Here is a 25,812-nt window from a genome sequence, read left to right as displayed (position 1 = left end):
CCGTATGAAATAAAAGAATTTTTTATTTCATATGCTTGCTTTCAGTCTTTTACGTCAGTCTGCACCCTACGACTTAGGTCATGTGTCCGTGCGTCGAAGTTTCTGACAGTGCTGCATTGCAGCGAACTTCCTGGGGGGCACAGGCAACAAAAAAGCACCCGAAGGTGCTTTCTTGTTGAAAGGCTGAAGCCGATCAGCTCATGCGGCGCTTTGCCATCAGACCGATCATGCCCAGTCCGGCCAGCATCATCAGGTAGGTATCGGCTTCCGGCACTACACTGATTGCCAAATCAATATTTTTCTTTTCGATGAATGCAGCTGTCGGGAAAGAGTTGGGCGGATTGTAGGCAGCCAGGATGTTCTGAATAATGAACGTGGCCGACTTCGACGACTCGTCCAATGTCACGAGCGCTGTCGCGGTCCAGTCGGTGGTGGAAAAATCAAACAACGCATTGGGCGTGAAGCTGCCAGCCACGATCGATGTTGTCGCGATCGGTGATCCAGCCATGTCCATGCCGCGGCCACGCAATTGACCCGTCGCGCTGACGCCTGACCCATCTCCGAAGTAGAAGTAATCGCCACTTTCCCACAGGGAAGCGCCGTTGATAAGGTAATTGTCTTTTGCGGTAACGGTTACGGCAAACGTCGAATTGGTGACCTTGATGCCTTCACCATAGCTCGCGGCAGAAAAACCGGGGCTGCCGGACGGCGTCCAGGAAAGCGTGTTGTCCACCAGCGTTGGCGTACCGAACAAACCGGTCAGTGCGTCATCGTAGGTGACATCGAAAAACGAGCCACTCAACGTGACACTGGCCGCCTGAGCGCTACTCAGGGCGAACATGCTACCCAGTGCTACTACCAATAAAGATTTCTTCATTTCCGTGCCTTTCGAGAAAGTGACAGATCGCAAAACAAATTTTTGCAAGAACGACTGTCTGACACAACCATTTGAGCCGTCTGCAATTGCAACTGCATGAAACGGACTTTCTGTGATTGCCTCGGGTGACAGGCGGTCGATCCCGATGGTTATTAAGCAAGCAGCGTGCCGTCGGACTCCATTCAGAGCTAGGTTCAGGATTATTTCCCAAGCTCATGAAATAAAACGGTTCTCGTTTGTTTCGTCTGAATCGACCCTCGTGTCGCCACGTACTTGATCCGTGCTTCAAGCCCTTTTTGGTGCACAGCAGCGTCAGCTTTTCTTACAGCGCCTTCATGTCTTGTCGGCGGGCAGCGCTGGTAGAATCCGCCGCATCATCCGGGAGCCGTTATGCGCGCCGTGCGCGGCTGGGAGGTGTGCATGCTGAATGCAGGACAACCCGCTCCGCTGTTCGAGCTGCCGGACGCCGATTTCGAGCTGTTCGATCTGCGCGAACAGATGGCGCGGCATCTGACAGTGCTCTACTTCTATATCAAGGACGATACGCCGGGATGCACGGCCGAGGCGATCGAATTCAGCGATCTCGAAGAACATTTCCGCAACTGCGACTGCACCGTCGTGGGGATCAGTCGCGATGAGTTGTTCACTCACGCAGAATTCCGCGACAAGCACGGACTGGCGTTCAGGCTGCTGTCCGATGTCGACGCCGAGGTCAGCCGGCGCTATGGTGCGTGGCGCGAACGCGAGGTCGAAGGCCGGTCACGTTTCTGCATGACCCGCTCGACCTTCATCATCGACCGGAAAGGTGTCATACGTTACGCGCAATACGGCGTGAATCCGCGCGGGCACGCAGGAGAAATCCTCGAATGCGTGCGCGCACTCCATACGAAAGGAATCAGGAATGCTCATCACCAAGGACTCGGTCGTCACTCTTAAATACAGCGTGACCGATCCGGACGGAAATCTGGTCGACTCGGGTGCTGCGCCGCTCGCCTATCTGCATGGCGGTTATGGCGGCATCTTTCAGCCGATCGAGGAAGCGCTCGAAGGCCAGACCGTCGGCTATGAAGTGGTTGTCAAGCTGCAACCGGAAGATGCGTTCGGCGAATACGACGAAGAACTGGTGGAGATCGAGTCGCGCTCGAACTTCCCGGAAAACATCGAAGTCGGCATGCAGTTCGAGCGCGTCAGTCCGGATGGCGAGGAAGAAGGTCTGTATACCGTCACCGACATCACCGATGACCGCATCGTGATCGACGGCAATCACCCGCTGGCCGGCACCGCACTGGTGTTTTCCTGCACCGTGGCCGAAATCCGCAAGGCGTCTGCGGAAGAGCTGACGCACGGTCACGTGCACGGCGAGCACGGTCACCAGCACTGATCCTTCCCCGACGGGCGGCCGTTGCGCGGCCCGTCTCCCCCGACTCCGTCACGGAGTTCCAGTTTTTCCTTTCCGGGAGCATTCATGTCGCGCGTGCTGGTCACCGGGGGTGCGGGCTATATCGGCTCGCATACCTGCATCGAACTCATGTCGGCCGGCCACGATGTGGTCGTGGTCGACAACCTGTGCAACAGCAAGTACGAGTCGCTGCGGCGCGTCGGACAGATTGCCGGTCGCCCGGTCGAGGCGTTCGTGCAGGCCGATGTCCGTGATCGCGCTGCGCTGCGCGCGGTGTTCTCGGCACACGCGATCGACGCGGTCATCCATTTCGCCGGCTTGAAGGCGGTCGGCGAGTCGGTCGCCAAACCGCTCGAGTACTACGACAACAATGTCAGCGGCACCGTGGCGTTGTGCGAGGTGATGGCCGAAGCCGGCGTGAAGACGCTGGCCTTCTCGTCCTCGGCCACGGTCTATGGCGATCCGGCATCGGTGCCGATCCGTGAGGACTTTCCGACCGGCCCGACCAACCCTTACGGATGTTCCAAGTGGATGGTCGAACACGTGCTGCGCGACCTCAGTGCAGCCGATCCTTCGTGGCGCATCGCGCTGCTGCGCTACTTCAACCCGGTCGGCGCGCATGAATCCGGCCTGATCGGCGAAGACCCGAACGGCCTGCCCAACAACCTGATGCCTTACGTGAGCCAGGTGGCCGTCGGCAAGCTGGCGCGGCTGCGCGTGTTCGGCGGCGACTGGCCGACACCCGACGGCACCGGTGTGCGCGACTACATCCACGTGCTTGATCTGGCGCAAGGTCATGTGCGGGCCATTGACTACCTTCAGAAGCAGACCGGCCTGCTGACGGTGAATCTGGGCACCGGGCGCGGCTACAGCGTGCTGGATGTCGTGCGTGCCTTCGAAATTGCCAGTGGCCGGCCGGTGCCGTACGACATCGTCGAGCGCAGGCCGGGTGACATCGCCCAGTGCTACGCCGAACCCGGCCTCGCAAACCGGCTTCTGGGCTGGGTTGCAGCGCGGGATCTGACGCAGATGTGCGCCGATGCTTGGAACTGGCAGCGCAACAACCCGGAGGGCTACGCCTGACAAGGCTTTGCCGGAACCGGGTCAAAAACGGGGTTCCGGCGCGATAGATGGCGGCAGAAATTTCGTGTTAGATCGCGTTGTAACCGTTTTGACATCTTCACCCAATCGACCCGGGAGAGCCTTCATGCACTTGCAAGCCGTGTTCGAAAAAGCCCACGCCACAGCCAATGAATCCAGCGCGGAAATCTTCCGCCAGTTGCTCGACGCACTCGAACACGACGCGCCTTTCGACCTGCAGCAGCTGTACCGGCTGTCCTACGGCGATTTCGATATTGCACTCAATGCACTGCGCGAGTGGCGTTCCCAGCGCTACGTCTGGATGCTCGAACACGAGGGCGTCCAGCCCTGGCGCAGCCACCTGAGCTGAACCCTGCCTGCGCGGGACCTGTCACGGCATCGTGATGGGGCTGTGTTAACCTCGGCTCATGCTTCGCTGTTCACGTCTTTCCCGCGGTTTCACATTGATTGAGCTGATGGTGGTGATCGCCATCATCGGCGTGCTCGCCACCATGGCCATGCCGATGGTGGAACTGGCACGCGTGCGTGCCGACGAATCCGAACTGCGCACCGCGCTGCGGCAGATCCGCACGGCGCTCGACGACTACCGCAAGGCCTGGGACGAAGGCCGGATCGAGAAGAAGGTCGGGGCCAGCGGCTACCCGCCCAGCCTCGACGTGCTGGTCAACGGCGTGACGGACGTCAAGCAGCCGAACGACGTCAAGATCTATTTCCTGCGCCGCCTGCCGCGCGACCCCTTCCACACGGACAAGAGCACGCCGGCGGAACAGACCTGGGGGCTGCGCAGCTATGCCAGTCCGCCGGACGAGCCGACGCCGGGTGCCGACGTGTTCGATGTCCATTCGCTGTCCGGCCGCACTGGCCTGAACGGCATCGCCTACCGGAACTGGTAATGCGCAAGTCCCTGTTTTCACGCGGCTTCACGCTGATCGAACTGCTGGTCGTCATGGCCATCATCGCGGTGCTGCTGACGCTGGCCGCGCCGCGCTACTTCGAACATCTCGACCGCTCGCGCGAAGCCACGCTGAAGCAGACGCTGGCGGTTACGCGCGATGCGATCGACAAGTTCCGCGGCGATCGCGGTGCGTATCCGCAAAGCCTGCAGGAACTGGTCGAACGCCAGTATCTGCGCAAGTTGCCGTTCGACCCGGTGACCGACAGCGCCGACACCTGGATCGTCGTGCCGCCGCGTGACACCGCGACCGACAGCGGCGTGGCCGATCTGAAGAGCGGGGCCGAAGGCACGTCGCGCGACGGCACGGCCTTTTCCGAGCTGTGATCCGATGAGCAGGCGCGTGCGCCGGTCGACGTCGCAGCGGGGTTTTTCCTATCTGCTGCTGCTGTTTGCCGTCGCCGCCCTCGGTATCGCCAGCGCCGGCAGCGCGCTGATGTGGAGCACGCTGGCGCAGACCGAACGCGAGCGCGAACTGCTGTTCATCGGCGGCGAGTTTTCGCGTGCGTTGCAGCGCTACTTCGACGCGTCGCCCGCCGAACCCAAGCGCTATCCCGCCACCCTGCAGGATCTGCTGGAAGACAAGCGCCAGCCGACGCCGCTGCGCCATCTGCGCAAGCTCTATTTCGACCCGATGACGCGCAGTCAGGACTGGGGCCTGGTCATCAGCGGCGGGCAGATCCGCGCGGTGTACAGCAAGTCGGAACAGCCAGCCCGCATCACCGTGCTGCCGGCCTGGGTCGATGCCACAGGCGACAAGGTCGCCAGCGCGCTGAAAAATGCCGCACCGGCAGCGGGTGCCGGCGTGCCGCCGAGCGCGCTGAGTGCCACGCCGGTGGCGCGCGGCAAGCCCGGTGAGCGCCGCCATGCCGACTGGTTGTTCGTGCCGATGCCCAGCGGCGGCACGGCGACGACTGCCGTAGCAGGCGGAACCGGAACTGGCGGGGCCGCAGGCGATTCGTCCGATGCAGGGTCGCCGACCGACCCTGCCAGCCCGTCAGCCACGCGCGGCCGATCGCTGCAGGAAATCTATACCGGCGGCGGCGGGCCGCAGTGAGCGGCGCCCGATCGGTGAATCAGAACAGCCAGGCGGCCAGCGCGATGCCCAGCATCATGAAGGCGATGGCCACCTTGGCGACTGCGGCCAGCAACATGCCCAGCCAGGTGGCCAGCCCGACGCGCGCCGCCTGAAGCGCATCGCGGCGGGCGATGAATTCGCCGATCGCCGCGCCCGCCAGCGGCGCAAACAGCAGGCCGATCAATCCGCCGAACAGCCCGACCACGGTGCCGATCGCTGCGCCGACGAGTGCCAGCGGACTGGCGCCGACCCGCTGTGCGCCGATCACGCTGGCCGCGAAGTCGATCAACCAGGCCAGTACGGCGAGGGCGCCGAGCACGGCGAGTGTCACGCCGCCGATGCGCTGGAAATCGTCCAGCCAGGCCACCATCAGCAGGCCACCGAACACCAGCGGAATGCCGGGCAAGGCGGGCAGTACGACGCCGGCCAGTCCGACCAGCACGAGCAGGCTGGCGATCAGCCACAGGAGGAGGTCGGCTGCGCTCATTGCGCGAAGGCCGAGACAGCGTCGTCGACCACGGCCAGCAGGTTGCGCGACCGCGCATGGACCGCGCGCAGGCGGCTGGCATCGTTGCCGCAACCCTTGACCATGCGATGCAGCGATTCAAGTGCTGCGCGGCTGCCCAGGGCGTCCGCTTCCGGTGCGAGGCGTTCCAGCGTGAGCGCGATGTCTTCCCGCAGTGGCAGTGCAGCGTGGCGGCGCGGATGCACGATCAGACCATCCAGCCCGAAGCGGCAGGCCTGGAAGCGGTTGTAGGTGTACACGAGGTAGTCGTCCTCCAGGGGATCAGGTTCGTCGCCGACCAGGATGCTGCAGCACAGCGCCTGCAGATAGACCGCGATCGCGGCAGCGCGCTCCACGGTCAGCGGCGTGTCGCACACGCGCAGCTCGATCGTGCCGTATTCCGGCTTGGGCCGGATATCCCAGTAGAAATCTTTCATGCTGCGCACGATGCCGGTGTCTTCCATCTTCGAGAAGTATTCGCGCTCGAAGCGCACCCAGTCGAGCACGAAGGGCGCGCGTCCGCTGAGCGGAAAGGCGAACACCGAATTCAGCCGCGCCGAATCGAACAGCGTGTCGCTGCCCTGCGAAAACGGCGACGACGCCGACAGCGCGATGAAGTGGGGTACGTATCGGTTCAACGCGTGCAGCACGCGCAGTGCGCTGTCGGCGTCGGGCATGCCGATATGGACATGCTGGCCGAACACCGTGAATTGTTTCGCCAGATAGCCGTACAGCCCCGACAGGTGCTGGAAGCGCGGCGTCGAGAAAATGCGCCGCTCGGTCCAGTGCTGGAACGGGTGTGTGCCGCCACCGCACAGCGACACATTCAGTCGCGACGACGCGGCAAGCAGCACGTCGCGCATCGCTTCGAGCTGCTTCAGCAGGCCGGCGTGATGATCATGGATGTCGGTTGCCACCTCGATCATGCAGTCGGTCATTTCCGGCTTGATGTCACCCGGGAAACGGGTGCGCTGCGCCAGTTCGAGCAGATCGGTCGCCGCCGAGGCAAGGTCGCGATCGTGTTCGCCGACCAGTTGCAGCTCCAGTTCGACGCCCATGCTGAGCGCCGACGAGGCGTGGAAGGTTTCGAGTGGCATCAGGCGCGCTCCTCATGCTGCGTTTCGCCGGCCAGCATCAACGCCCACTGGGCGAACAGCGGGCCGACGAATTCCATCACGATCACCATGCCGGCGATCGCCGACAACGCGCCGTCGGCAAGACCGAAACCGGCGCTGCGACTGTATTCGAGCAGCAGCAGCGCGAAGGTCGACAGCGGCGCCAGCGCGAATCCGGTCAGCGCTCCCTTGCGCGTGCTGGTGCCGCTGATATGGGCGAACGCAGCGCTCGCCGCCACCTTGGCGGCAATGCGCCCGGCGGACATCAGCACCGCCAGCGCCAGCGCAGCTGCGGTGGTGGGCCAGGTCGCCATGCCGGCAACGAACACAAAGAGGAACACCGTCAGCAGATCGCCCAGCACGCCGAAATTGCGCTGGGCCGGCGTCAGCAGCAGTTTGCGGCGGCGGATCAGCACGCCCAGCGTGAGCGCGGCGAGCAGCGGCGACACGTTCACGCCCTGGGTCAGCAGCGTCACCAGCATGACCGCCAGCGCGAACACCGTCGTCACGCCGCGTTCGTCGGCGCGCAGCCGGCGCAGCAGCCAGGGCAGCGGAAAACCGACCAGAATGCCGCAGCCGACCGATACCGCGAGGATGGCTGCACTGTTCCACAGCGCATTGACCAGGCTACCCGACGCCAGCAGTTGCCAATAGCCGATGGCGCCCTTCATCAGCAGCACCGAAAGCAGGCAGTTGATCGCGCACAGGTGCAGCGCGCGCTCGGTCACCTGGCCGGAGCAGCGCAGGTCATTCACCACCCGCACCAGTGCGGCCGGAGACGTGGCGACCGACAGTGCGCCCAGTACCATGGCGATATCGTCCGGCTGACCCATGGCGAGTGCGATGCCGCGCACCACGAAGAAGGTCAGCAGCGATTCCGCGATGCCGCTGACCAGCAGCCACGGGTTATTGACCAGCCAGCGCAGATTGATGCGGTGACCCAGCTCGAACAGGAACAGGCCGAGCGCGAAATTGGCCAGGAAGGACAGGGCGGCAGTGGTTTGCGCGTCGGCCTGAACGGTGTTGAGCGCGCTGCTGACGATGCCGGCCAGCGAGTAGGCGCACACCCGCGGCACGCCCAGGCCGCGATGCGCCAGTTCGCCCGCCAGCCACGCGGTTAGCAGCACCGCCGGCCAGCCGACCAGTTCGAAAATGCGTCCGGCTTCGAATATCAAGGCTTTCCTCCTGTCGGCCGCAACGGCCTGCAAGTGAAAGGATCCGCACCTCGCAGGGCACGGCGGCGGACTTGCAGCGCCCGCTCAGGCCTGATCGCGGATCACGACCAGGCCTGAACGGACCCCGGGGAGGAAGGGCGGGCCGCTTCAGTCACGGCCTCTCGTACGATTCGGCTCAACACCTGACCGGCAGGCACCGGTCAGTCATGCACTGGAGGGATCGCCGGAAGGGCGACCGCATCACATCGTGGCGACCGGAATCTTGCCGATCCGCGCCTGCCATTCCTTCGGCCCGGTGTCGTGCACCGAGGTGCCGCCGGCATCCACCGCCACGGTGACCGGCATGTCGACCACGTCGAACTCGTAGATCGCCTCCATGCCCATGTCTTCGAACCCGAGCACGCGCGCACCCTTGATCGCCTTCGACACCAGATAGGCGGCGCCGCCCACCGCCATCAGGTAGGCGCTCTTGTGCTTGCGGATGGCCTCGATCGCGACCGGGCCGCGCTCGGCCTTGCCCACCATCGCGATCAGACCGGTCTGCGCCAGCATCATTTCGGTGAACTTGTCCATGCGGGTCGCCGTCGTCGGGCCGGCCGGGCCGACCACTTCGTCGCGCACCGGATCGACCGGGCCGACGTAGTAGATGACGCGGTTGGCGAAATCGACCGGCAGCTTCTCGCCCTTCGCCAGCATGTCGGCAATGCGCTTGTGCGCGGCATCGCGGCCGGTCAGCATCTTGCCGTTCAGCAGCAGGGTCTGGCCCGGCTTCCATGACGCGACTTCCGCTGGCGTCAGCGCATTCAGGTCGACCCGCTTCGAATTCTTGGTGTCCGGCTGCCAGGTCACGTCCGGCCAGTCTTCCAGACGCGGCGCTTCGAGCACGGCCGGGCCGGAGCCATCGAGATGGAAATGCACGTGCCGGGTGGCTGCGCAGTTCGGAATCATCGCCACCGGCAGCGACGCGGCATGTGTCGGGTAGTCGAGAATCTTCACGTCGAGCACGGTGGCCAGACCGCCCAGCCCCTGGGCGCCGATGCCCAGCGCGTTCACCTTCTCCATCAGTTCGAGTCGCAGCTCTTCGACGCGCGTGAGCTTTTCGCCGCGCGCCGCCTTCTCCGCCAGGAACTGGATGTTGATCGGCTCCATCAGCGATTCCTTGGCTAGCAGCATGGCCTTTTCCGGCGTGCCGCCGATGCCGATGCCCAGCATGCCCGGCGGGCACCAGCCGGCACCCATGGTCGGCACCGTCTTGAGTACCCAGTCCACGATGGAATCGGACGGGTTCAGCATGACCATCTTCGACTTGTTTTCCGAGCCGCCGCCCTTGGCGGCACAGATCACCTCAACGTGGTCACCCGGCACGATTTCGTAGTGGATGACGGCCGGTGTGTTGTCCTTCGAATTCTTCCGCGCACCTGCCGGGTCGAGCAGCACCGAGGCGCGCAGCGTGTTGTCCGGGTGCAGATAGGCGCGCCGCACGCCTTCGTTGACCATGTCGGTCACGTTCATCGTGGCGTCCCAGCGCACGTTCATGCCCACCTTCAGGAAGACGACGGCGATTCCCGTATCCTGGCAGATCGGGCGGCGACCTTCGGCGCACATGCGCGAATTGGTCAGGATCTGCGCGATCGCATCCTTCGCCGCCGGCGACTGTTCGCGTTCGTAGGCCGCACCGAGCGCCTGGATGTAATCGAGCGGGTGATAACAGGAAATGAACTGGAAGGCGTCGGCGATCGACTGGATGAAGTCGTCCTGACGGATGGGCTGGCTCATGGGAAAGGTCCTCTTGAAGCGGCCGCGGGTGGCGGCCAGTCACGACGCTCAGTGATGCTGCTTGTTCAGCAGCAGCGTTTGCGTCATCAGCTTGTCGGTGTAGGCCATGGCGAGTGCCGACAAGACGAACACCATGTGGATCACCACCTGCCACAGCACGACGCGGTCGGTCAGCTGTTCAGCGTTGATGAAGGTTTTCAGCAGGTGGATGGCTGAAATGCCGATCAGCGCAGTGGCCAGTTTCACCTTCAGCACGCCGGCGTTCACGTGCGACAGCCATTCCGGCTGGTCCGGGTGGTCTTCGAGGTTGAGTCGGGACACGAAGGTTTCGTAGCCGCCGACAATGACCATGATCAGCAGGTTGGCGATCATCACCACGTCGATCAGGCCCAGCACGATGAGCATGATGTCGTTTTCACTGAGCGACCCGATCTTGTGGATCAGGTGCGACAGTTCGACCATGAACAGGTAGACATACACCGCCTGAGCAACGATCAGACCGAAGTAGAGCGGCGCCTGCAACCAGCGGCTGGCGAAGATCATGCTTTTTAGAACACGTCCAAGATTGAGCATATTTGACGCAAGTCGGGCAAAAGATCGAGCGCGATATTACCATCCGCACTTGACGGTCTCGGCGGGTACCCCTGCAGTAAGGGGGTTGTAAGCCCTCCGGGCTGTAATAAATGGAATTCGAGCGCACCCATGCGCCTGACTCAGGCCCACAAGGCCGTACTTGTATTGCTGCGTGAGCCCGCAAGCGTGCAGATTTTGATTCGATGGAGGAGGTTGTATGTCCGAAGCATCCGAAGTTCACGTGTATCACCCCCCGCAGGCGCTGGTTGACGGCGCCGCCGTGTCCGGCATGGACGCCTATCGCGCGCTGTGTGCCGAAGCCGAGCGCGACTACGAAGGCTACTGGGCGCGCCTGGCGCGCGAACACGTGAGCTGGCAGACGCCGTTTACCCGCACGCTGAATGAAGACAACCGCCCGTTCTTCAAGTGGTTCGAAGACGGCAAGCTGAACGTGTCCTACAACTGTCTCGACCGCAACGTCGAAGCCGGTCTGGGTGACAAGACAGCCATCATTTTCGAAGCCGACGGCGGCGCCGTCACCCGTGTCACCTACAGCGACCTGCTGGACCGCGTGTGCAAGCTCGGCAACGCGCTGCGCGCCAAGGGCGTGAAGAAGGGTGACCGGGTCGTCATCTACATGCCGATGTCGATCGAAGGCATCGTTGCCATGCAGGCCTGCGCCCGCATCGGCGCCACCCACTCGGTGGTGTTCGGCGGCTTTTCGGCGCAGTCGCTGCGCGATCGCATCAGCGACGCCGGCGCAGTCATGCTGATCACCGCCGACGAACAGTGCCGCGGCGGCAAGAACATTCCGCTCAAACCCATCGTCGACGAGGCTTTCGGCATGGGTGGCTGCGAAGCCTGCTCGACGGTCATCGTCTACAAGCGCACCGGTGGCACCTGCAACATGGTCGCTGGCCGCGACGAGTGGCTGCACGAAATCACCGAAGGCCAGGCCGCCGACTGTGCCCCTGAATGGGTCGATGCCGAACACCCGCTGTTCCTGCTCTACACCTCCGGTTCGACCGGCAAGCCCAAGGGCGTGCAGCACTCGTCGGGCGGCTATCTGCTGCACGCCATCCTGACGATGAAGTGGACCTTCGACATCAAGCCGTCGGATGTTTTCTGGTGTACCGCCGACATCGGCTGGGTGACCGGCCACACCTACATCACCTACGGCCCGCTGGCCTGCGGTGCGACCGAAATCGTGTTCGAAGGCGTGCCCACCTACCCGGACGCCGGCCGCTTCTGGAAGATGATCCAGGACCACAAGGTGAGCGTGTTCTACACCGCGCCGACCGCCATCCGTTCGCTGATCAAGTCTGCCGACGCGAATGTGGCCGTGCATCCGAAGAGCTACGATCTTGCCAGCCTGCGCATCCTGGGTTCCGTTGGCGAGCCGATCAATCCGGCCGCCTGGGAGTGGTACTACGAAAACGTCGGCGGCAGCCGCTGCCCCATCGTCGATACCTTCTGGCAGACCGAAACCGGCGGCCACATGATCACGCCGATGCCGGGCGCCACACCGATGGTGCCGGGTTCGTGCACGCTGCCTTTCCCGGGCATCCAGGCCGCCGTCGTCGATGAAACCGGCAACGACGTACCGTGGGGGCAGGGCGGCATCCTGGTGGTCAAGAAGCCGTGGCCGTCGATGATCCGCACGATCTACGGTGATCCGGACCGCTTCGTGAAGAGCTACTACCCGGCCGACTTCCAGGGGCGTTACTACCTGGCAGGCGACGGTGCGATCCGCGACGCCAAGACCGGCTACTTCACGATCACCGGCCGCATCGACGACGTGCTGAACGTATCGGGTCACCGCATGGGCACGATGGAAATCGAATCCGCGCTGGTGTCGCACCCGCTGGTGGCCGAAGCCGCCGTGGTCGGGCGTCCGGACGATCTGACCGGCGAGGCCATCTGCGCCTTCGTCGTGCTGAAGCGTTCGCGTCCGACCGGCGATGAAGCCAAGCAGATCGCCACCGAACTGCGCAACTGGGTGGGCAAGGAGATCGGCCCGATCGCCAAGCCCAAGGATCTGCGTTTCGGTGACAACCTGCCGAAGACCCGCTCGGGCAAGATCATGCGCCGCCTGCTGCGCTCGATCGCCAAGGGCGAGCAGATCACGCAGGACACCTCGACGCTGGAAAATCCGGCCATCCTCGAACAGCTGGCGCAAGCCCTCTGATCGAGCGCTGACGCCCGGCTCCGGCCGGGCGTGCAACACTCAACCCGATCACACCGGGGCGGGCGCCGTCACACCGGCGCCCGCCCCGGACTGACCTGACGCCGTCCAATGGCCATCGCGGCCTGACTGCACCGAACATGCTGCCGAGCACACGCTGATGCAGTTGTCCGAACGCCACCGCGAATACTGGCGCAGGAACCTTCGCGTCACGCTGGTGCTGCTCGTCATCTGGTTCACGGTCACCTTCGTACCGGTGTTTTTCGCCCGCGAGCTCAACGAATGGTCCTTTCTCGGCTGGCCGCTCGCCTTCTACATGGGCGCCCAGGGCTCGCTCATCGTCTACGTACTGATCATCGGCTACTACGCGCGGGTGATGAACCGCTTTGACCGCGAGTACGGCGTGAACGAGGACGTCTGACCATGCCGCAGAGGCAGTCGGCGTTTTACCGCCAGCTCAAGAAGATGTACGCCTGGTACGCCGGCGGCTTCGCGATATTCGTCGTGCTGCTGTCGCTGGCCGAAGGCATGGGCATGTCGTCGCGCTGGATCGGCTATGTGTTCATGTTCGCCACCATCGCGCTGTATGCCGGCATCGGCGTCATGAGCCGTACCGCCGACGTGTCGGAGTACTACGTCGCCGGCCGGCGTGTGCCCGCCATGTTCAACGGCATGGCGACCGGCGCGGACTGGATGTCGGCGGCGTCCTTCATCGGGCTGGCCGGCACGCTGTACTTCGGCGGTTATCAGGGGCTCGCCTTCGTCATGGGCTGGACCGGCGGCTACTGCCTGGTGGCACTGCTGCTCGCGCCCTATCTGCGCAAGTTCGGCGAATTCACGATTCCGGATTTCCTCGGCGCGCGCTATGGCGGCAACGCGGCGCGCATGATCGGCGTGTTCGCCACCATCCTTGCGTCGTTCACCTATGTGGTGGCGCAGATCTATGGCGTCGGCCTGATCACCAGCCGCTTCGTCGGGCTGGAATTCGAGGTCGGCGTATTCGTCGGCCTGGCCGGCATTCTGGTGTGTTCCTTCCTTGGCGGCATGCGTGCCGTCACCTGGACCCAGGTCGCCCAGTACATCATCCTCATCGTGGCCTATCTGCTGCCGGTGGTCATCCTGTCCACCAAGGTCACCGGCGTGCCGGTGCCGCAGGCGGTGTATGGCAGCGTGCTGAAGAAGCTCACGACGACCGAGCAGACGCTGTTTTCGTCGCCGCGCGAAATCGAGGTGAACGCGATGTACAAGGCGCGCGCCGAAGCCTTCGACGAAAAGATCAGAGGTTTGCCGGCTTCGCTCGAAGGCGAGCGCGCCGCGCTGACCATCCGGCTGGATGAACTGAAGCACGAAAACGCCTCGGCGAAGGACATTTCGTCGGCCGAAAAAGCGCTGAAGTACATGCCCAGGGACGAGGCCGACGCGCTCAAACGCTGGACCGAGGGGCGCGCTGCTGCGGCCGCCAAGTCGGCGCCGCCGCTGCCGCATACCGCCGCCCACGCCGGGAGCGATGAGGCCGAATCGAACCGCAAGCGCCTCAATTTCATCGCGCTGGTGATCTGCCTGATGATAGGCACCGCCTCGCTGCCGCACATCCTGATGCGCTACTACACGACGCCAAGCGTCAAGGAAGCGCGCGAATCGGTGTTCTGGTCGCTGTTCTTCATCTTCCTGCTGTACGTCACCGCGCCGGCCTACGCCGTGTTCGCCAAATTCGAGATCTATACCAACCTGGTGGGTTCGACGATCTCGACCTTGCCCGGCTGGGTCGCCTCGTGGGGCAAGGTCGGGCTGGTGAAGATCGAGGACATCAACGGTGACGGCATCCTGCAGCTGGCCGAACTGACCTTGAACACCGACGTGATCGTGCTCGCCACGCCGGAAATCGCCGGTCTGCCCTATGTGATCTCCGGTCTGGTTGCCGCCGGCGGTCTGGCCGCTGCGCTGTCCACCGCCGACGGCCTGCTGCTGACCATCGCCAACGCCATGTCGCACGACGTCTATTACAAGGTGATCGACCCGAACGCGTCGACCCAGCGCCGTCTGGTCATTTCCAAGGCGCTGCTGCTGGTGGTTGCACTGGTCGCCGCCTACACCGCCTCGCTGAAGCCGGACAACATCCTGTTCATGGTCGGTCTGGCGTTTTCGATCGCGTCGTCCGCCTTCTTCCCGGCGCTGGTGTGCGGCGTGTTCTGGAAGCGTGCCAACAAGGCCGGCGCCGTCAGCGGCATGGTGGCCGGCCTCGGCATGTGCCTCTACTACGCATCGCTGACCCACCCGTTCTTCGGCGGCAGCATCGCCAACGCCTGGCTGGGTATCGAGCCGATCTCGTGCGGCTTCTTCGGCATCCCGTTCGGCTTCGTCGTGCTGGTCATCGTCAGCCTGCTGACCCCGCCGCCAGACACCGCCACGCAGGAGCTGGTCGAACACCTGCGCTACCCGCGCCTGCCGCATGACCGCGTCGATCCGCCGCCTGCGCGCAATCCGGGCCCCTGACGGCCGCGCCCGGGCGCTTTCTGCTATAGTCGCGCGCTTCGCGGAGAGGTGGATGAGTGGTTTAAGTCGCACGCCTGGAAAGCGTGTTTAGGTGAAAACCTAACGCGGGTTCGAATCCCGCCCTCTCCGCCAGACATGCAGTAAAGACGGGCCTTTGCGGCCCGTTTTCTTTTTCTCCCCCCTTTTTACCCCCTTTGGCGATCTTGGGGCTGTTAGTCGTCTGCGCTGTACAACTTGTCAGCCATTGACGAATTCCTCAATCTCGCGAACGGTTGCCAGAACATCGCCCAGGCTCGGGACAGCGCCGAACACCATACCGCTCATTGCGCCGTAGTCCTTTCCCAGCGCTTCAAGCATGGCCGGTGAGGGAGTGAGCGTCAGCGACCCCGGGACAGCCGTATCAAGGCCGAGATCGGTGCTCCCGAAGAACACACGTGCGTGTCTTGCGCAGTCTTGTCCAAGACCGTGATCGTTCAGCCAGTGCTGTGCATTTTCCGTCTGCATCAGGCGATACACGTCGTAGTAGTGGCGGGAGACTCGCTGGCCACCATGGCGCAGTACGCCTTTTCGATCATGCCATTGACGAAGGCCGTGCAAGATAACGATCTTGTCCCAGAAGGTGCGTTGCGGTTGCACGGTGACGATGTTCGGCACCAGAAGGTCGATACCGGGAATGTCGTTGGCGACGTACGGCGTGGCACTTGCCAGCGTATGGGGGTCCAGTGCTGACTTGGCTCCTGATTCGATCTTCACTGCGGAACGTACATAGCTGTTTTCATTCCTGGATGAAACGGAGGGATACCAGAACAGCAACGTTTGGCGATCCGGGTCTTCCGGGTCGGGTTCCAGGCGGAAGCGTTCTTGGTCGAAGACGTCGGCGGCCCTGCGTAATAACTGATCAAGCAGTGGGCCGTTGATGAATTCCTGACATGCGTTTCGGATGCTATCGAGGCGCTGTCGACGTTTATTGCCGCTGAGGGCATCGAGTTCCAGGACATCGGCAGGTTCGCCGAGGTCATCCCGGAACACAGTAATGTCAATGTCCTCGGAGAAGCGGGAGATCAGTCCGAACGCCTTGGACAGCGATGTGCCGCCTTTGAACAGCAGGCGCGGCCGGTTGCTGTCGAGTCCGTTGAACAGGGCATCCAGCGTCCAGCACACCCAGAAGTCCTTTTCGACATTCTGGATTGCCGTACCCAGACGGGCGGCAGTACTCAGAAACAGATCGCGGCGCTCGGCTTCGCTCGCAGTAATGACCGTTTCGTAAGCGGGATTCATGTCGGGCCTCCTGCTGCCCGCCCACCCGTCGTCACGTCTCTTTGAGGAGAGTTCTGGTCCGCAGCAGAAGGCGCGGGGTCGAAATCCGGAAGGGTTCGCATGAATTTCTGCATCCAGCCGGGCAATGCGGCGAATCCCTGTTGCAGGTCGTGGCGTATGGCTTCGCCGTGCTGTGGGTCTTTGAGCAACAGGGCGATCCTGCTTCGAATGCGGTCACCATCCCCGGCAAGGGTGTCTTTGAGCCATTGCAAGGCCTGGACAACACGCATGGCAGGGCGACCCGCCCAGCAGAGGCGGCTGGGGGCTGCCTGCTTGAAGTCGATCAGCAGGTTGTCCAGCTTGATCGGACGCCTGCGCGTATCGGTATAGACCGTCACCCGGGCAGGAACGGCATCGCTCAGGCCTAGATCGTTCGCAGCCGTCATGCCGTCGACGAGGATCCGTAGTTGATCACGCCGGGCAATGGCATCCACGACTGCTTGATAGTCAGCGGTGCTTTGGCGCTGAGTCAGGCGATTCAGGGCAGGGCGATCATAGAGACCGCGGTCGATCCTGCGCAGCATTCCACCTGACACCATGCGTTGCAGCGCCTTGTCGATGGCATCGCGTGTTCCAAGGTGCGCAAAGTCGGTGGGTACCCAGACGTAGCCGGGACCCGCTCGATCAATCATTGATGTGATGCGGTTGCTTAAATCTGAAATGCGAATCTCCTGTCCGAAAACTATGTACATTTTTCGGACAGGAGTCAAGAAGTTTGTCCGAAAAACATAGTCAACTTTCGGACAAAAGGGGCTCTGCAGCTTGATGAGCGTGCTCGGGTCGATGATCGCTTCGGCCTCAATTCTCCTGAGGAAGGTCAGAATCCGGTTTGTTCTGCCGTGGGCAATCGAGCTCTGTTCGCCCGGATGCTTCTACATGCCTTTCAAACGAGCCGTCATCAAAAGGACGAAGAAGGTCGGGCGCTTCCCCGGTGAGCGCGGCCATCAAAAGTCCATGAGCGACACACGATCCTGGGCGCGTTGGATCGCATGGGCTACGCGGGGCGCATGACCGGTCACGGCTTCCGGGGTATCACCCTCACCCTGCTGCACGAACAGGGCCCGCCACACGAGCACATTGAGCTTTATTTGGTCCATCAGGAGCGCAACCAGGTCAGCGCGTCTTACAACCACGCGATGAACTTGCAGCCGCGAGCGCAGATGATGCGGGCATGGAGCAATTACCTTGATGCGTGAGCGGCAGGCAATGTGGTGCCATTCAGGGGAAATAGGCTTGGTCGTGTGCTCTGCGGGAAGGTGTCGGCCCAACGCCTCGTCGAAATTTGTTACAACGTTCTTTGCGCGCCACAATAGGGCCGAAAAGGAGAACGTGCATGACAAGGGAGTCAGCTCAATCGACAGAGGCGGGTACGCCTGAAAATTCTGCCGTTTCAGAGGCGCCACCGCCCACAGTTCGATTGCAGATCAGTGCGGCGAAAAAACTGAACCTCGCAGCCTTCCAAAATGCAGTACCCGCATTGCACGAACTGGTCATCGTCAATGAGACCCCGTCTCCGATCAGCGAGTTGACCGTTCAACTGGTTTCCCAGCCCCCGTTTGTAAAGCCTCGCGTCTGGAACGTGGAATCGGTGGGCGCCGGCGAGAGCTATCACCTTCGTGATCTCGACGTGCAGTTGGATGGCGCCCTCCTTTCGCGCTTGACCGAAGCAGAATCGGCTTCGCTGCATTTCGAACTGCGCAGTCGCAAGCAATCGGATGAAATCTTCGCAAGGCACGAGTCCACCGTAGAACTGCTGGCACGCAATCAATGGGGCGGCATTGGTCATCTGCCAGAAATGGTGGCGGCGTTCGTACAGCCGAACGACCTGGCGATAGACCGTCTGCTCAAGGGTGCCGCTTTGGCATTGCAGACGGGTGGAAAATCCGGTTCGATCGACGGCTACACCCATGGCTCAAAACGGGCATGGGAGTTGGCGTCGGGCATTTGGGCTGCTGTGCTCCAGCGCAAGCTCAACTACGCACTGCCGCCCGCCAGTTTTGAACACACTGGGCAGAAGGTTCGCAGTCCTTCGCAGGTGCTCGATGGCGGCTTGGCCACATGCCTTGATCTTGCGCTGCTGTTCGCTGCGTGCCTGGAGCAGGCACACCTCAACCCCTTACTGGTATTCACCCGTGGTCACGCATTCGTCGGTATGTGGCTTCGGGATGAAGAGTTTTCTACCTCCGTGGTCGATGACATCACAGCGGTGAGAAAGCGTTTGAAGTTGCAGGAGATGCTGGTCTTCGAAACAACCCTCGCGGCCCAGGGCCAAGCTGTGAGTTTCAGCCAGGCCATCGCCAACGCAAACCGTCAGTTGTCGGAGGAGGAAGAAGACAAGTTTGAACTGGTCATCGACGTGAAACGCGCGCGCATGTCGCGTATCAAGCCACTGGCTCAGGCGCACGCTGTCGCTGAGGCTATGCCCGTCGACGTGGAACCAGAGGCACCGATCGGCATTGAAGACGCTCCGGACCTCCCCGACGAGGCGATCACCGATACGCCGATATCTGAACTCGATCCCAAAGACAGACTGGCTCGGTGGCAACGCAAACTGCTCGATCTGTCGCTCAGAAACGCACTGCTTAACTTCAAGCAGGGGAAGAAGGCGCTACTGCTGGACGCGGCTGCGCCAGAACTGGAAGACACCCTGGCAGAAGGGCAAACGATCAAACTCCTGCCCAGCCCAGCATTGATGCAGGGCCAAGACCCTCGAAGCCAGCAACTTCACGAAGCCAGAAGCCTTGAAGACCTTCGCAAAGCGCATGCAAAAGACGCACTGAAGCGCCGCGAGGTCTTCATACGGCTGGAAGATCAAGAACTGGAAGGACGTCTGGTCGAGTTGTATCGGGCCGCTCGTAACGCAATGCAGGAGGGCGGCTCCAACACACTTTTCATCGCGCTCGGTTTCCTGGTCTGGACCCGCCCTGACAAACCGGACATCCGGGTCAAAGCTCCTTTGATCCTGCTGCCGATCACGCTGAATCGAAAAAGCGCCCGGTCTGGGTTTACGCTGCAAGAGCATGAAGATGAGGCGCTGTTCAATCCGACGCTGGTCGAGATGCTTCGGCAGGACTTCCAACTGGAGTTGGGCATTGCCGCTGGCGACCTGCCTCGTGATGAGTCCGGCCTGGACATTGCAGGCATCTGGAAGCGAGTTCGCGGCGCCATCAAGGACATCCGAGGCTGGGAAGTCAGCGAAGATGTCGTGTTGTCGCTGTTCTCCTTTGCCAAGTACCTGATGTGGAAGGACTTGTCTGACCGCACCGACGATTTGCGCAAGTCGCCGGTGGTGGCGCACCTGATCGACTCGCCGCGCGAACCCTATCCCTTCACAACGCCCTTCCCCGAGACCCGCAGGCTGGACGCCGACTACCCGCCACAGCAGGTGTTCAGCCCACTCCCAGCAGACTCGTCCCAGCTGTCGGCCGTCATGGCTGCGGCCAGGGGCAAAGACTTCGTTTTGATCGGTCCGCCTGGTACCGGCAAGAGTCAGACCATTGCCAACCTGATCGCGCAGTGCCTGGCTGAAAACAAGCGCGTACTCTTCGTGGCCGAAAAGATCGCTGCGCTGGATGTCGTCTTCCGCCGCCTGCGCGAAGTGGGACTTGGGGAGTTCTGCCTCGAACTGCATTCAAACAAGAGTCGCAAGCTCGACGTTTTGAGCCAGCTCCAGAAGTCCTGGGAGTCCAAAGGTGAAGTAGACGCTGCCACCTGGGAAGCCATGGCCCGGCAACTGGGTCAAGTGCGCAAGCAACTGTCTTCCTATGTTGAGCGCCTACACCACCGCCACAGCAACGGTTGGACGATCTTCAAAGCCATCGGGTGTGTCGTCGGCGACGATGCGCTGCCGGATCTGCGATTCAGCTGGGCCTCTCCCCGTGCGCACGACGAAGCTGCGCTGGCCGAACTGCGCAATCTCGCTCGCAGGTTGCAGGCCAACGCGGCGGCGGTTAGCCCAGATCAATTGCTGACCGGTCCGCTGGTGCCTGTGCACGTCACGGAATGGTCCGCAAAGTGGCAGCAGGAAATGGTCAGGTCCGCACAGACGCTGCAGACGACCAGCCGTGATTTCCAGGCTGCAGCTCAAACTCTGGGGCAACTGCTCGGCATGGAATGGCCAGCACTGCATCGTCAAACCCGGTCGGCGCTCGGTGTACTCGCCAAGGCCTTGCCTCAGGCATCGTCTCAAGACTGGAGCTTCGGCGCGCTGCCGGACAGTGAGGTCATCTGTGCCGCCTTGAAAGCCGGCAATGATCTGCTCGGCCAACACCGGGAAATCTCGTTGAAGATGTCCGCTCCGTGGCCGGCAGAGCTGCAGGCTCGCATGACTCAGGCGCTCGACTTGCTCGACAAGCACCGAAACCTGCACACAGAACTCGGAACACCCTGGCCGCCTGCCGTCAGCGATGAGATCGAACGTGCGGTGCAGTTGATCGAGGAAATGAGCCAACTGCGCGCAGGTCTTTCTGTGAAGTACGGCGCAGGTGTAGGACAGCTCAATGTGTCGCAGCTGCAGCGCGATTGGGCCAAAGCCGACAAGGCATTCTGGCCGATGTCTTGGCTAGGCAAGCGAAAAGTGCGCGGCGCGCTTGAAAGTGTCATCGAGGGCACGGGTGAGCCGCGTGTCGCCGATGATCTGTCTGTGCTCGTGCGCATGAAGAGCCTACTTGAAGAGGTCCAGCAACTGAACCCGGGTGCTGCGGCTGAAGGCTTATGGGCGGGCGTCAAGACCCGGGTTGATCACGCCCGCAGCGCATTGAAGGCCAATATGGCTCTGCATGCCGCACGCATGCGAAAACCCTTTGCGCTGGAGGATCTGGACGCTGCATCAGAGGGGTACTGCGGCGAGCGCTGGACACGCGAGGTTCAACGCCTGAAGACCTTGTTGGACCTGGACCATCGCTTGACCGAGTGTGCATCGCTCTCAGAAAGCAGCCATGGGCTTTGGCAAGGGCACAACACCGATTCCGCAGTTCTTCGTTCAGCGCTCGCGTTTGAGCGCGAACGATTGGTCTTGCATCAGAGGGGCATGTTGCAAGCATCGCATCAGGAAGTGGCCGAAGGGCGATGCGGCCCCGCTCTACAACAACAGCATGAGTGGTTGCAGAGACGCGGATCGGTGGAAGCACGGTTGCTTTCCATGACAGGACTCGCGACCGAGTACCCTGGTGTCTGGAGTGCATTGGATACCGACAGCGACGGTATCGAGCGAGCATTGAAGTTCCATGCCTTGCTGAAGGCGGGCCTGTCTGGCCTTGGACTGGACCCCTCTGCCGCAGCCGCGGCGCGTCGCAGCTTGCATCAGGTGCTGGCAACTCGTCGCTCTGAACTGGGTGACTCGGGCGTGATCGGGCAAGCTTGCCGCGGGGTCATGGAGAAGCTGACAGAGTTCAACAGTGCGACAGACCAGTTTTGCAACCACGCCGCACAACCAGACACCGTTCGCCGCGCGTTCGCAGACCTTGAGCCCTTAGAACTGGCTGAGACGGCGGTGCAATTAGAGGCACATCACCACGGCCTGCACGCATGGTGCGCCTGGCGCCATGCTCAGGTTGATGCACGCCATGCAGGATTTCCAGCGCTGGTGGGCGCTATCGAAGCAGGTGACGTGACCCCAGCGCAGGTGCCGGCAGCGTTCGAAGTGAACTACGCCCGCTGGTGGCTCGCAGAAGCGGTGGACGAGGACGAGGTTCTCAAGCGCTTTGTCTCCGCTGAGCACGAGCTTCGCATTCAGGCGTTCCGCGCCTTGGATGACGAGTTCACCAAAGTGTCCCGCGAGTGGATTCGCGCCAAGCTGTGCGCCAACCTGCCGGCGACCGACGGCATCCAGCGCAACAGCGAGTGGGGCATCCTGCGCCACGAGATCACGAAGAAAAAACAGCACAAGCCGCTGCGCCAGCTCCTGCAAGAAATTCCGTCGGTGGTGCTGCGGCTGACCCCGTGCCTGCTGATGAGCCCGCTGTCGATCGCGCAGTACCTTTCGGCCGAAGCCAGCAACTTCGACCTGGTGGTGTTTGACGAGGCGTCGCAAATCCCGGTGTGGGACGCCATTGGCGCCATGGCCCGTGGCAAGCAGGTGGTGATGGTCGGCGACCCGAAACAACTGCCTCCCACCAACTTCTTCGGCCGCAGCGACAGCACCGACGGTGACGACGATGTCGTGGAAGGCGACCTGGAGAGCATCCTCGACGAGTGCCTGGGTGCCAGCCTGCCCACGCGCAACCTGTCGTGGCACTACCGCTCGCGCCACGAAAGCCTGATCGCCTTCAGCAACCACCGTTACTACGGCGGTGGCCTCGTCACCTTCCCGTCGCCGGTCACCGACGACCGAGCCGTCAGCTTCCACCTGGTGAATGGGCGCTACGAAAAAGGCGGCGCCCGCATTAACCAGCCAGAGGCCCATGCCTTGGTGGCCGATCTGGTGAGCCGACTCAAGCGCCCAGGCTTTCGGGAATCGGGCATGACCATCGGGGTGGTGACTTTCAACTCTGAGCAGCAAGGCCTGATCGAAGACTTGCTTGATGGAGAGCGCCGCAAAGACCCCGGCTTGGAACCCTACTTTTCCGAAATGGAGCTCGAGCCGGTGTTCGTGAAGAACCTGGAGAGCGTGCAGGGTGACGAGCGAGACATCATGTACTTTTCGATCACCTACGGGCCGGACATGGCAGGTACCGTGTCGATGAACTTCGGCCCACTGAACCGCGACGGCGGCGAGCGACGCCTGAACGTGGCAGTGACGCGCGCCCGGCATGAATTGCGTGTGTTTTCCAGCCTGCGGGGCGAGCAGATGGACCTGTCGCGCACCAAGGCGGCCGGCGTGCGCGACCTGAAACACTTCCTGGAGTTTGCAGAATTCGGGCCGCGCGCACTCGCGGAAGTACACCACGGAAGTCAAGGCGGCGTCGAGAGCCCTTTCGAAGCCAGCGTGGCCACGGCGCTGGGGCGCAAGGGTTGGCAGGTGCACACCCAGATCGGTGCATCGTCGTTCCGCGTGGACCTGGGCGTGGTGCACCCCGATTTCGCGGGCCGCTACCTCGCGGGGGTGGAATGTGACGGCGCAACCTACCACCGCTCCGCCACCGCGCGTGACCGGGACAAACTGCGCGAGCAGGTGCTGCGTGGACTTGGCTGGGAGATCGTGCGCATCTGGTCCACCGACTGGTGGGTGAACCCGGGTGGTACGCTGGAACACGTGCATGCCGCGCTGATCGAGTTGCTCGAAAAGGATCGGGAACGCCAAGCTGCCGATGTTGAGACACCGTCCGATGAACCGGTACCCGCGTCGAGCGACGACGAAGCAACGCCCAGTCTCCAAGCGGTCAAGGAGGCCGATGCAGCCATCACGGGCGCGGCAGCAGGCCTGCGCCCATTGGCCGGCGATGCCCATGAAGTGGCGAATGAGCAAGCCGGAGCGGCCTACGCCCGGTCGGCATCCACGCCGACAATGCCTGTCTTCGGGAGCGACCATACCCAAAGTGATCGTCGCTTTCAGGCATCGCTGCCCACCGACGCGGTGCCACCCGGCGCCATTTCTGCCGACCTGTTCTACGAGACAAGCTACGACGCGGTGTTGCAGCCGATGGTGGAGTGGGTCGTGCAGCATGAAGGACCGGTGCTGGACGCGGTACTCGCGCGGCGCATTGCACGAGCGCATGGGTTCCAGCGAACGGGAAGCCGGATTCAGGATCGGGTGGAGCAGATAGCCCGACGCTTGTTTGATGCGACAGAGGAAGCCGGTGGCACGTTCTATTGGCCGCGCGGTTTGAAGGCAGGCAGCGATGTCGCCTACCGATGGCCAGCTGGCGACGATGGCACACGGGGAGTAGGCGAAATCTGCATACAGGAGTTGGCGTCGCTTGCGCGTCGGGTTCTGGACTCCGGGAGAACCGGGGAGAGCGCGGTAATCGCCGTGGCGCGAGAAATCGGACTAATGCAGTTGCGTGCAGCAAGCAGAGAGCGGCTCGTGGCGGCGATTGTCAGTGCCGGATGTATGTATGTGACACAGGCCGCCGATTGAAAATTGATACACCGAGTTGAGAAGATCGGGGCATTTGGAATCCCGGTGATCACAGACGAGGTGTGTGTGTGGAAAGATCGAGGTGTTGAAACGACTCGACCAGCGTCACGGCGCTGCAGAAGGATATCGGGTATGGAGGGGCCATCGGGATGGAATCTCATGAAATCAACTTATCATCAACCCCTCCGGCTTGAGCGATACCTTTGCGCTGGATGCCGTGAAACGGGCACAGTGGGCCGCGTTCCTGAAAAAGAATCGGCTGGTCGTACTGGACCCGGTCGAGGTGGTCACCCTGCTGCGCGATGAGTTTCAGAAACTGCAAAAGCAAGGCTGAAAGGCCTGGTGGTACTTTTGGTGGTATTCCGAAATTCAGATCGAGGAAACCTGAGATTTCATGGGGCTACTGGGCGCTGATGTGAATGACGACCTCCAGCCAACAATGAGTCGCAGAGCGTCCCAAGACCAGGGCCGTCACACTCGGATGTCATCGTCTGACCGAGATATGCCAATTGACACCGCCGCCCTGAATTGTCGTTCACATTCATGAACTTGCACGCGCCTCTTGTGCACCCTGCCAGAATCGCGTCCACTCTCGCCCTTTGGGCGTACGAAATGGGCACAGCGAATGGACTCGATCTGATGAGCGCGTTGCAGCAGGTGGTCGACCCGCGCCGACCCAGCAACCGTACGCGGCGCGACTTCCAGGAGATTCTGGTGATTGCCGTGTGTGCCGTGCTGTCCGACTGTGACACGGTCGAAGACATCGCCGAATGGGCCGCAGTCAAGGAATCGTGGCTGCGCCGCTTTCTCGTGCTGCAAAACGGCGTGCCCTCGCAAGACACCTTTCTGCGCCTCTTCCGGTTGATCGACCCGAAGCAGTTCGAAGGGGCGTTCCGCCGATGGGTCGGCGGCATCGACACCGCCGGGTGGTCAGATCGCCGTCGATGGCAAGACCCTGCGCGGCTCGGCCGACTCGGAACACGGGCCGGTGCACATGGTCAGCGCCTTTCATACCGATCTGTCGCTGGTGCTCGGTCAGGAGATGGTTTCCGGCAAGAGCAGCGAAATCACCGCGATCCCCGAATTGCTGGCGGCACTGGACCTGGGTGGGTATCTGGTCAGCATCGACGCGATGGGCTGCCAGAAGGCAATCGCCGAGCGCATCGTCGCGCAGGGTGGCGACTATCTGCTGGCGGTCAAGGGCAACCAGCCGACCTTGTTGCGCGTGATCGAAGATGCCTTCATCGAC

General features: G+C 62.3%; 21 protein-coding genes, 1 tRNA gene and 1 pseudogene. 15 read left to right on the top strand and 8 right to left on the bottom strand.

The genetic code is table 11. The annotated features are described in order from the left end of the window. Nucleotides 1-193 precede the first annotated feature (193 nt). Nucleotides 194-877, bottom strand: coding sequence for a PEP-CTERM sorting domain-containing protein (locus Q8Q80_RS18715; protein WP_305634363.1), 684 nt, complete (start codon nucleotides 875-877; stop codon nucleotides 194-196). A 420-nt stretch (nucleotides 878-1,297) separates the two neighbouring features. Between Q8Q80_RS18715 and Q8Q80_RS18710 the strand changes: the two genes are divergently transcribed. From Q8Q80_RS18710 to Q8Q80_RS18680, 7 genes are all read left to right on the top strand, one after another. Beyond that, on the top strand, nucleotides 1,298-1,813 hold the full coding sequence (locus tag Q8Q80_RS18710; RefSeq protein WP_305634642.1) for a peroxiredoxin: 516 nt from the start codon (nucleotides 1,298-1,300) through the stop codon (nucleotides 1,811-1,813). After that, on the top strand, nucleotides 1,779-2,258 hold the full coding sequence (locus tag Q8Q80_RS18705) for a peptidylprolyl isomerase (protein WP_305634362.1): 480 nt from the start codon (nucleotides 1,779-1,781) through the stop codon (nucleotides 2,256-2,258). Before Q8Q80_RS18710 ends, Q8Q80_RS18705 begins: the two co-directional genes overlap by 35 nt. An 84-nt stretch (nucleotides 2,259-2,342) precedes the next feature. Continuing rightward, entirely contained in the window at nucleotides 2,343-3,359 is a 1,017-nt protein-coding gene (gene galE, locus Q8Q80_RS18700) for a UDP-glucose 4-epimerase GalE (RefSeq protein WP_305634361.1), read from the top strand. 124 nt (nucleotides 3,360-3,483) lie between these two features. Next, a complete protein-coding gene (locus tag Q8Q80_RS18695; RefSeq protein ID WP_069037433.1) occupies nucleotides 3,484-3,726 on the top strand; it encodes a hypothetical protein in 243 nt (80 codons plus the stop codon). 58 nt (nucleotides 3,727-3,784) lie between these two features. Continuing rightward, nucleotides 3,785-4,270 carry a type II secretion system protein gene (locus Q8Q80_RS18690; RefSeq protein ID WP_305634360.1) on the top strand — a complete coding sequence of 162 codons (486 nt, stop codon included), beginning with the start codon at nucleotides 3,785-3,787 and terminating at the stop codon, nucleotides 4,268-4,270. Then, complete coding sequence (locus Q8Q80_RS18685) at nucleotides 4,270-4,656, top strand: type II secretion system protein (protein ID WP_305634359.1); 387 nt, start codon at nucleotides 4,270-4,272, stop codon at nucleotides 4,654-4,656. The genes Q8Q80_RS18690 and Q8Q80_RS18685 overlap by 1 nt, the downstream gene beginning before the upstream one ends. 4 nt (nucleotides 4,657-4,660) lie before the next feature. Further along, the gene (locus Q8Q80_RS18680; protein WP_305634358.1) at nucleotides 4,661-5,386 is read left to right on the top strand and encodes a hypothetical protein; all 726 of its coding nucleotides are present in this window, start codon (nucleotides 4,661-4,663) and stop codon (nucleotides 5,384-5,386) included. A gap of 19 nt (nucleotides 5,387-5,405) precedes the next feature. On the opposite strand, the gene Q8Q80_RS18675 is transcribed toward Q8Q80_RS18680, so the two are convergent. The 5 genes from Q8Q80_RS18675 to Q8Q80_RS18655 all read right to left on the bottom strand — a co-directional run bounded on the left by Q8Q80_RS18675 (nucleotide 5,406) and on the right by Q8Q80_RS18655 (nucleotide 10,551). After that, nucleotides 5,406-5,894: a DUF456 domain-containing protein gene (locus tag Q8Q80_RS18675; RefSeq protein ID WP_305634357.1), complete on the bottom strand. Its 489-nt coding sequence runs from the start codon at nucleotides 5,892-5,894 to the stop codon at nucleotides 5,406-5,408. Beyond that, on the bottom strand, nucleotides 5,891-7,009 hold the full coding sequence (locus Q8Q80_RS18670) for a YbdK family carboxylate-amine ligase (RefSeq protein WP_305634356.1): 1,119 nt from the start codon (nucleotides 7,007-7,009) through the stop codon (nucleotides 5,891-5,893). Before Q8Q80_RS18670 ends, Q8Q80_RS18675 begins: the two co-directional genes overlap by 4 nt. Further along, nucleotides 7,009-8,202: a cation:proton antiporter gene (locus tag Q8Q80_RS18665; protein ID WP_305634355.1), complete on the bottom strand. Its 1,194-nt coding sequence runs from the start codon at nucleotides 8,200-8,202 to the stop codon at nucleotides 7,009-7,011. The genes Q8Q80_RS18670 and Q8Q80_RS18665 overlap by 1 nt, the downstream gene beginning before the upstream one ends. A gap of 240 nt (nucleotides 8,203-8,442) precedes the next feature. Next, nucleotides 8,443-9,978: a fumarate hydratase gene (locus Q8Q80_RS18660; protein WP_305634354.1), complete on the bottom strand. Its 1,536-nt coding sequence runs from the start codon at nucleotides 9,976-9,978 to the stop codon at nucleotides 8,443-8,445. 48 nt (nucleotides 9,979-10,026) lie between these two features. After that, nucleotides 10,027-10,551 carry a TIGR00645 family protein gene (locus Q8Q80_RS18655; protein WP_305634353.1) on the bottom strand — a complete coding sequence of 175 codons (525 nt, stop codon included), beginning with the start codon at nucleotides 10,549-10,551 and terminating at the stop codon, nucleotides 10,027-10,029. A 217-nt stretch (nucleotides 10,552-10,768) separates the two neighbouring features. Between Q8Q80_RS18655 and acs the strand changes: the two genes are divergently transcribed. The 4 genes from acs (at nucleotide 10,769) to Q8Q80_RS18635 (ending at nucleotide 15,361) form a co-directional block, all read left to right on the top strand. Then, on the top strand, nucleotides 10,769-12,739 hold the full coding sequence (gene acs / locus Q8Q80_RS18650) for an acetate--CoA ligase (RefSeq protein WP_305634352.1): 1,971 nt from the start codon (nucleotides 10,769-10,771) through the stop codon (nucleotides 12,737-12,739). Between the two features lie 157 nt (nucleotides 12,740-12,896). After that, the gene (locus Q8Q80_RS18645) at nucleotides 12,897-13,157 is read left to right on the top strand and encodes a DUF4212 domain-containing protein (protein ID WP_257081801.1); all 261 of its coding nucleotides are present in this window, start codon (nucleotides 12,897-12,899) and stop codon (nucleotides 13,155-13,157) included. Between the two features lie 2 nt (nucleotides 13,158-13,159). Further along, nucleotides 13,160-15,229, top strand: a complete 2,070-nt coding sequence (locus Q8Q80_RS18640; RefSeq protein ID WP_305634351.1) for a sodium:solute symporter family protein — start codon at nucleotides 13,160-13,162, stop codon at nucleotides 15,227-15,229. 42 nt (nucleotides 15,230-15,271) lie between these two features. Continuing rightward, nucleotides 15,272-15,361: transfer RNA gene (locus tag Q8Q80_RS18635), tRNA-Ser, on the top strand. A gap of 105 nt (nucleotides 15,362-15,466) precedes the next feature. Here the strand turns inward: Q8Q80_RS18635 and Q8Q80_RS18630 are convergent. Together Q8Q80_RS18630 and Q8Q80_RS18625 are read right to left on the bottom strand one after the other, a co-directional pair. Beyond that, nucleotides 15,467-16,507: a nucleotidyl transferase AbiEii/AbiGii toxin family protein gene (locus Q8Q80_RS18630; protein ID WP_305634350.1), complete on the bottom strand. Its 1,041-nt coding sequence runs from the start codon at nucleotides 16,505-16,507 to the stop codon at nucleotides 15,467-15,469. Further along, the gene (locus Q8Q80_RS18625; protein ID WP_305634349.1) at nucleotides 16,504-17,238 is read right to left on the bottom strand and encodes a DUF6088 family protein; all 735 of its coding nucleotides are present in this window, start codon (nucleotides 17,236-17,238) and stop codon (nucleotides 16,504-16,506) included. The genes Q8Q80_RS18630 and Q8Q80_RS18625 overlap by 4 nt, the downstream gene beginning before the upstream one ends. A gap of 288 nt (nucleotides 17,239-17,526) precedes the next feature. On the opposite strand from Q8Q80_RS18625, the gene Q8Q80_RS18620 reads away from it, so the two are divergent. The 4 genes and pseudogenes from Q8Q80_RS18620 to Q8Q80_RS18605 form a co-directional block, all read left to right on the top strand. After that, nucleotides 17,527-17,742, top strand: coding sequence for a hypothetical protein (locus tag Q8Q80_RS18620; RefSeq protein ID WP_305634348.1), 216 nt, complete (start codon nucleotides 17,527-17,529; stop codon nucleotides 17,740-17,742). Nucleotides 17,743-17,879: 137 nt separating this feature from the next. Continuing rightward, the gene (locus Q8Q80_RS18615; RefSeq protein WP_305634347.1) at nucleotides 17,880-24,563 is read left to right on the top strand and encodes a DUF3320 domain-containing protein; all 6,684 of its coding nucleotides are present in this window, start codon (nucleotides 17,880-17,882) and stop codon (nucleotides 24,561-24,563) included. A 190-nt stretch (nucleotides 24,564-24,753) separates the two neighbouring features. Continuing rightward, nucleotides 24,754-24,897 (top strand): hypothetical protein, encoded by a 144-nt coding sequence (locus tag Q8Q80_RS18610; protein WP_305634346.1) that lies wholly within the window; start codon nucleotides 24,754-24,756, stop codon nucleotides 24,895-24,897. Nucleotides 24,898-25,202: 305 nt separating this feature from the next. Then, nucleotides 25,203-25,812: pseudogene (locus tag Q8Q80_RS18605) on the top strand (ISAs1 family transposase); the annotation flags it as partial.

It is taken from the genome of Methyloversatilis sp., assembly GCF_030698125.1.
Classification (GTDB): Bacteria; Pseudomonadota; Gammaproteobacteria; order Burkholderiales; family Rhodocyclaceae; genus Methyloversatilis.
The sequence above is the reverse complement of the archived record's forward strand: the minus strand, read 5'-3'. Positions and strand labels throughout refer to the sequence as shown.

Coding starts and splice junctions, on each gene's coding strand:
- Q8Q80_RS18715 (WP_305634363.1), bottom strand. CDS start 877: ATGAAGAAATCTTTATTGGTAGTAGCACTGGGTAGCATGTTCGCCCTG.
- Q8Q80_RS18710 (WP_305634642.1), top strand. CDS start 1,298: ATGCTGAATGCAGGACAACCCGCTCCGCTGTTCGAGCTGCCGGACGCC.
- Q8Q80_RS18705 (WP_305634362.1), top strand. CDS start 1,779: ATGCTCATCACCAAGGACTCGGTCGTCACTCTTAAATACAGCGTGACC.
- galE (WP_305634361.1), top strand. CDS start 2,343: ATGTCGCGCGTGCTGGTCACCGGGGGTGCGGGCTATATCGGCTCGCAT.
- Q8Q80_RS18695 (WP_069037433.1), top strand. CDS start 3,484: ATGCACTTGCAAGCCGTGTTCGAAAAAGCCCACGCCACAGCCAATGAA.
- Q8Q80_RS18690 (WP_305634360.1), top strand. CDS start 3,785: ATGCTTCGCTGTTCACGTCTTTCCCGCGGTTTCACATTGATTGAGCTG.
- Q8Q80_RS18685 (WP_305634359.1), top strand. CDS start 4,270: ATGCGCAAGTCCCTGTTTTCACGCGGCTTCACGCTGATCGAACTGCTG.
- Q8Q80_RS18680 (WP_305634358.1), top strand. CDS start 4,661: ATGAGCAGGCGCGTGCGCCGGTCGACGTCGCAGCGGGGTTTTTCCTAT.
- Q8Q80_RS18675 (WP_305634357.1), bottom strand. CDS start 5,894: ATGAGCGCAGCCGACCTCCTCCTGTGGCTGATCGCCAGCCTGCTCGTG.
- Q8Q80_RS18670 (WP_305634356.1), bottom strand. CDS start 7,009: ATGCCACTCGAAACCTTCCACGCCTCGTCGGCGCTCAGCATGGGCGTC.
- Q8Q80_RS18660 (WP_305634354.1), bottom strand. CDS start 9,978: ATGAGCCAGCCCATCCGTCAGGACGACTTCATCCAGTCGATCGCCGAC.
- Q8Q80_RS18655 (WP_305634353.1), bottom strand. CDS start 10,551: ATGCTCAATCTTGGACGTGTTCTAAAAAGCATGATCTTCGCCAGCCGC.
- acs (WP_305634352.1), top strand. CDS start 10,769: ATGTCCGAAGCATCCGAAGTTCACGTGTATCACCCCCCGCAGGCGCTG.
- Q8Q80_RS18645 (WP_257081801.1), top strand. CDS start 12,897: ATGCAGTTGTCCGAACGCCACCGCGAATACTGGCGCAGGAACCTTCGC.
- Q8Q80_RS18640 (WP_305634351.1), top strand. CDS start 13,160: ATGCCGCAGAGGCAGTCGGCGTTTTACCGCCAGCTCAAGAAGATGTAC.
- Q8Q80_RS18630 (WP_305634350.1), bottom strand. CDS start 16,507: ATGAATCCCGCTTACGAAACGGTCATTACTGCGAGCGAAGCCGAGCGC.
- Q8Q80_RS18625 (WP_305634349.1), bottom strand. CDS start 17,238: ATGTACATAGTTTTCGGACAGGAGATTCGCATTTCAGATTTAAGCAAC.
- Q8Q80_RS18615 (WP_305634347.1), top strand. CDS start 17,880: ATGACAAGGGAGTCAGCTCAATCGACAGAGGCGGGTACGCCTGAAAAT.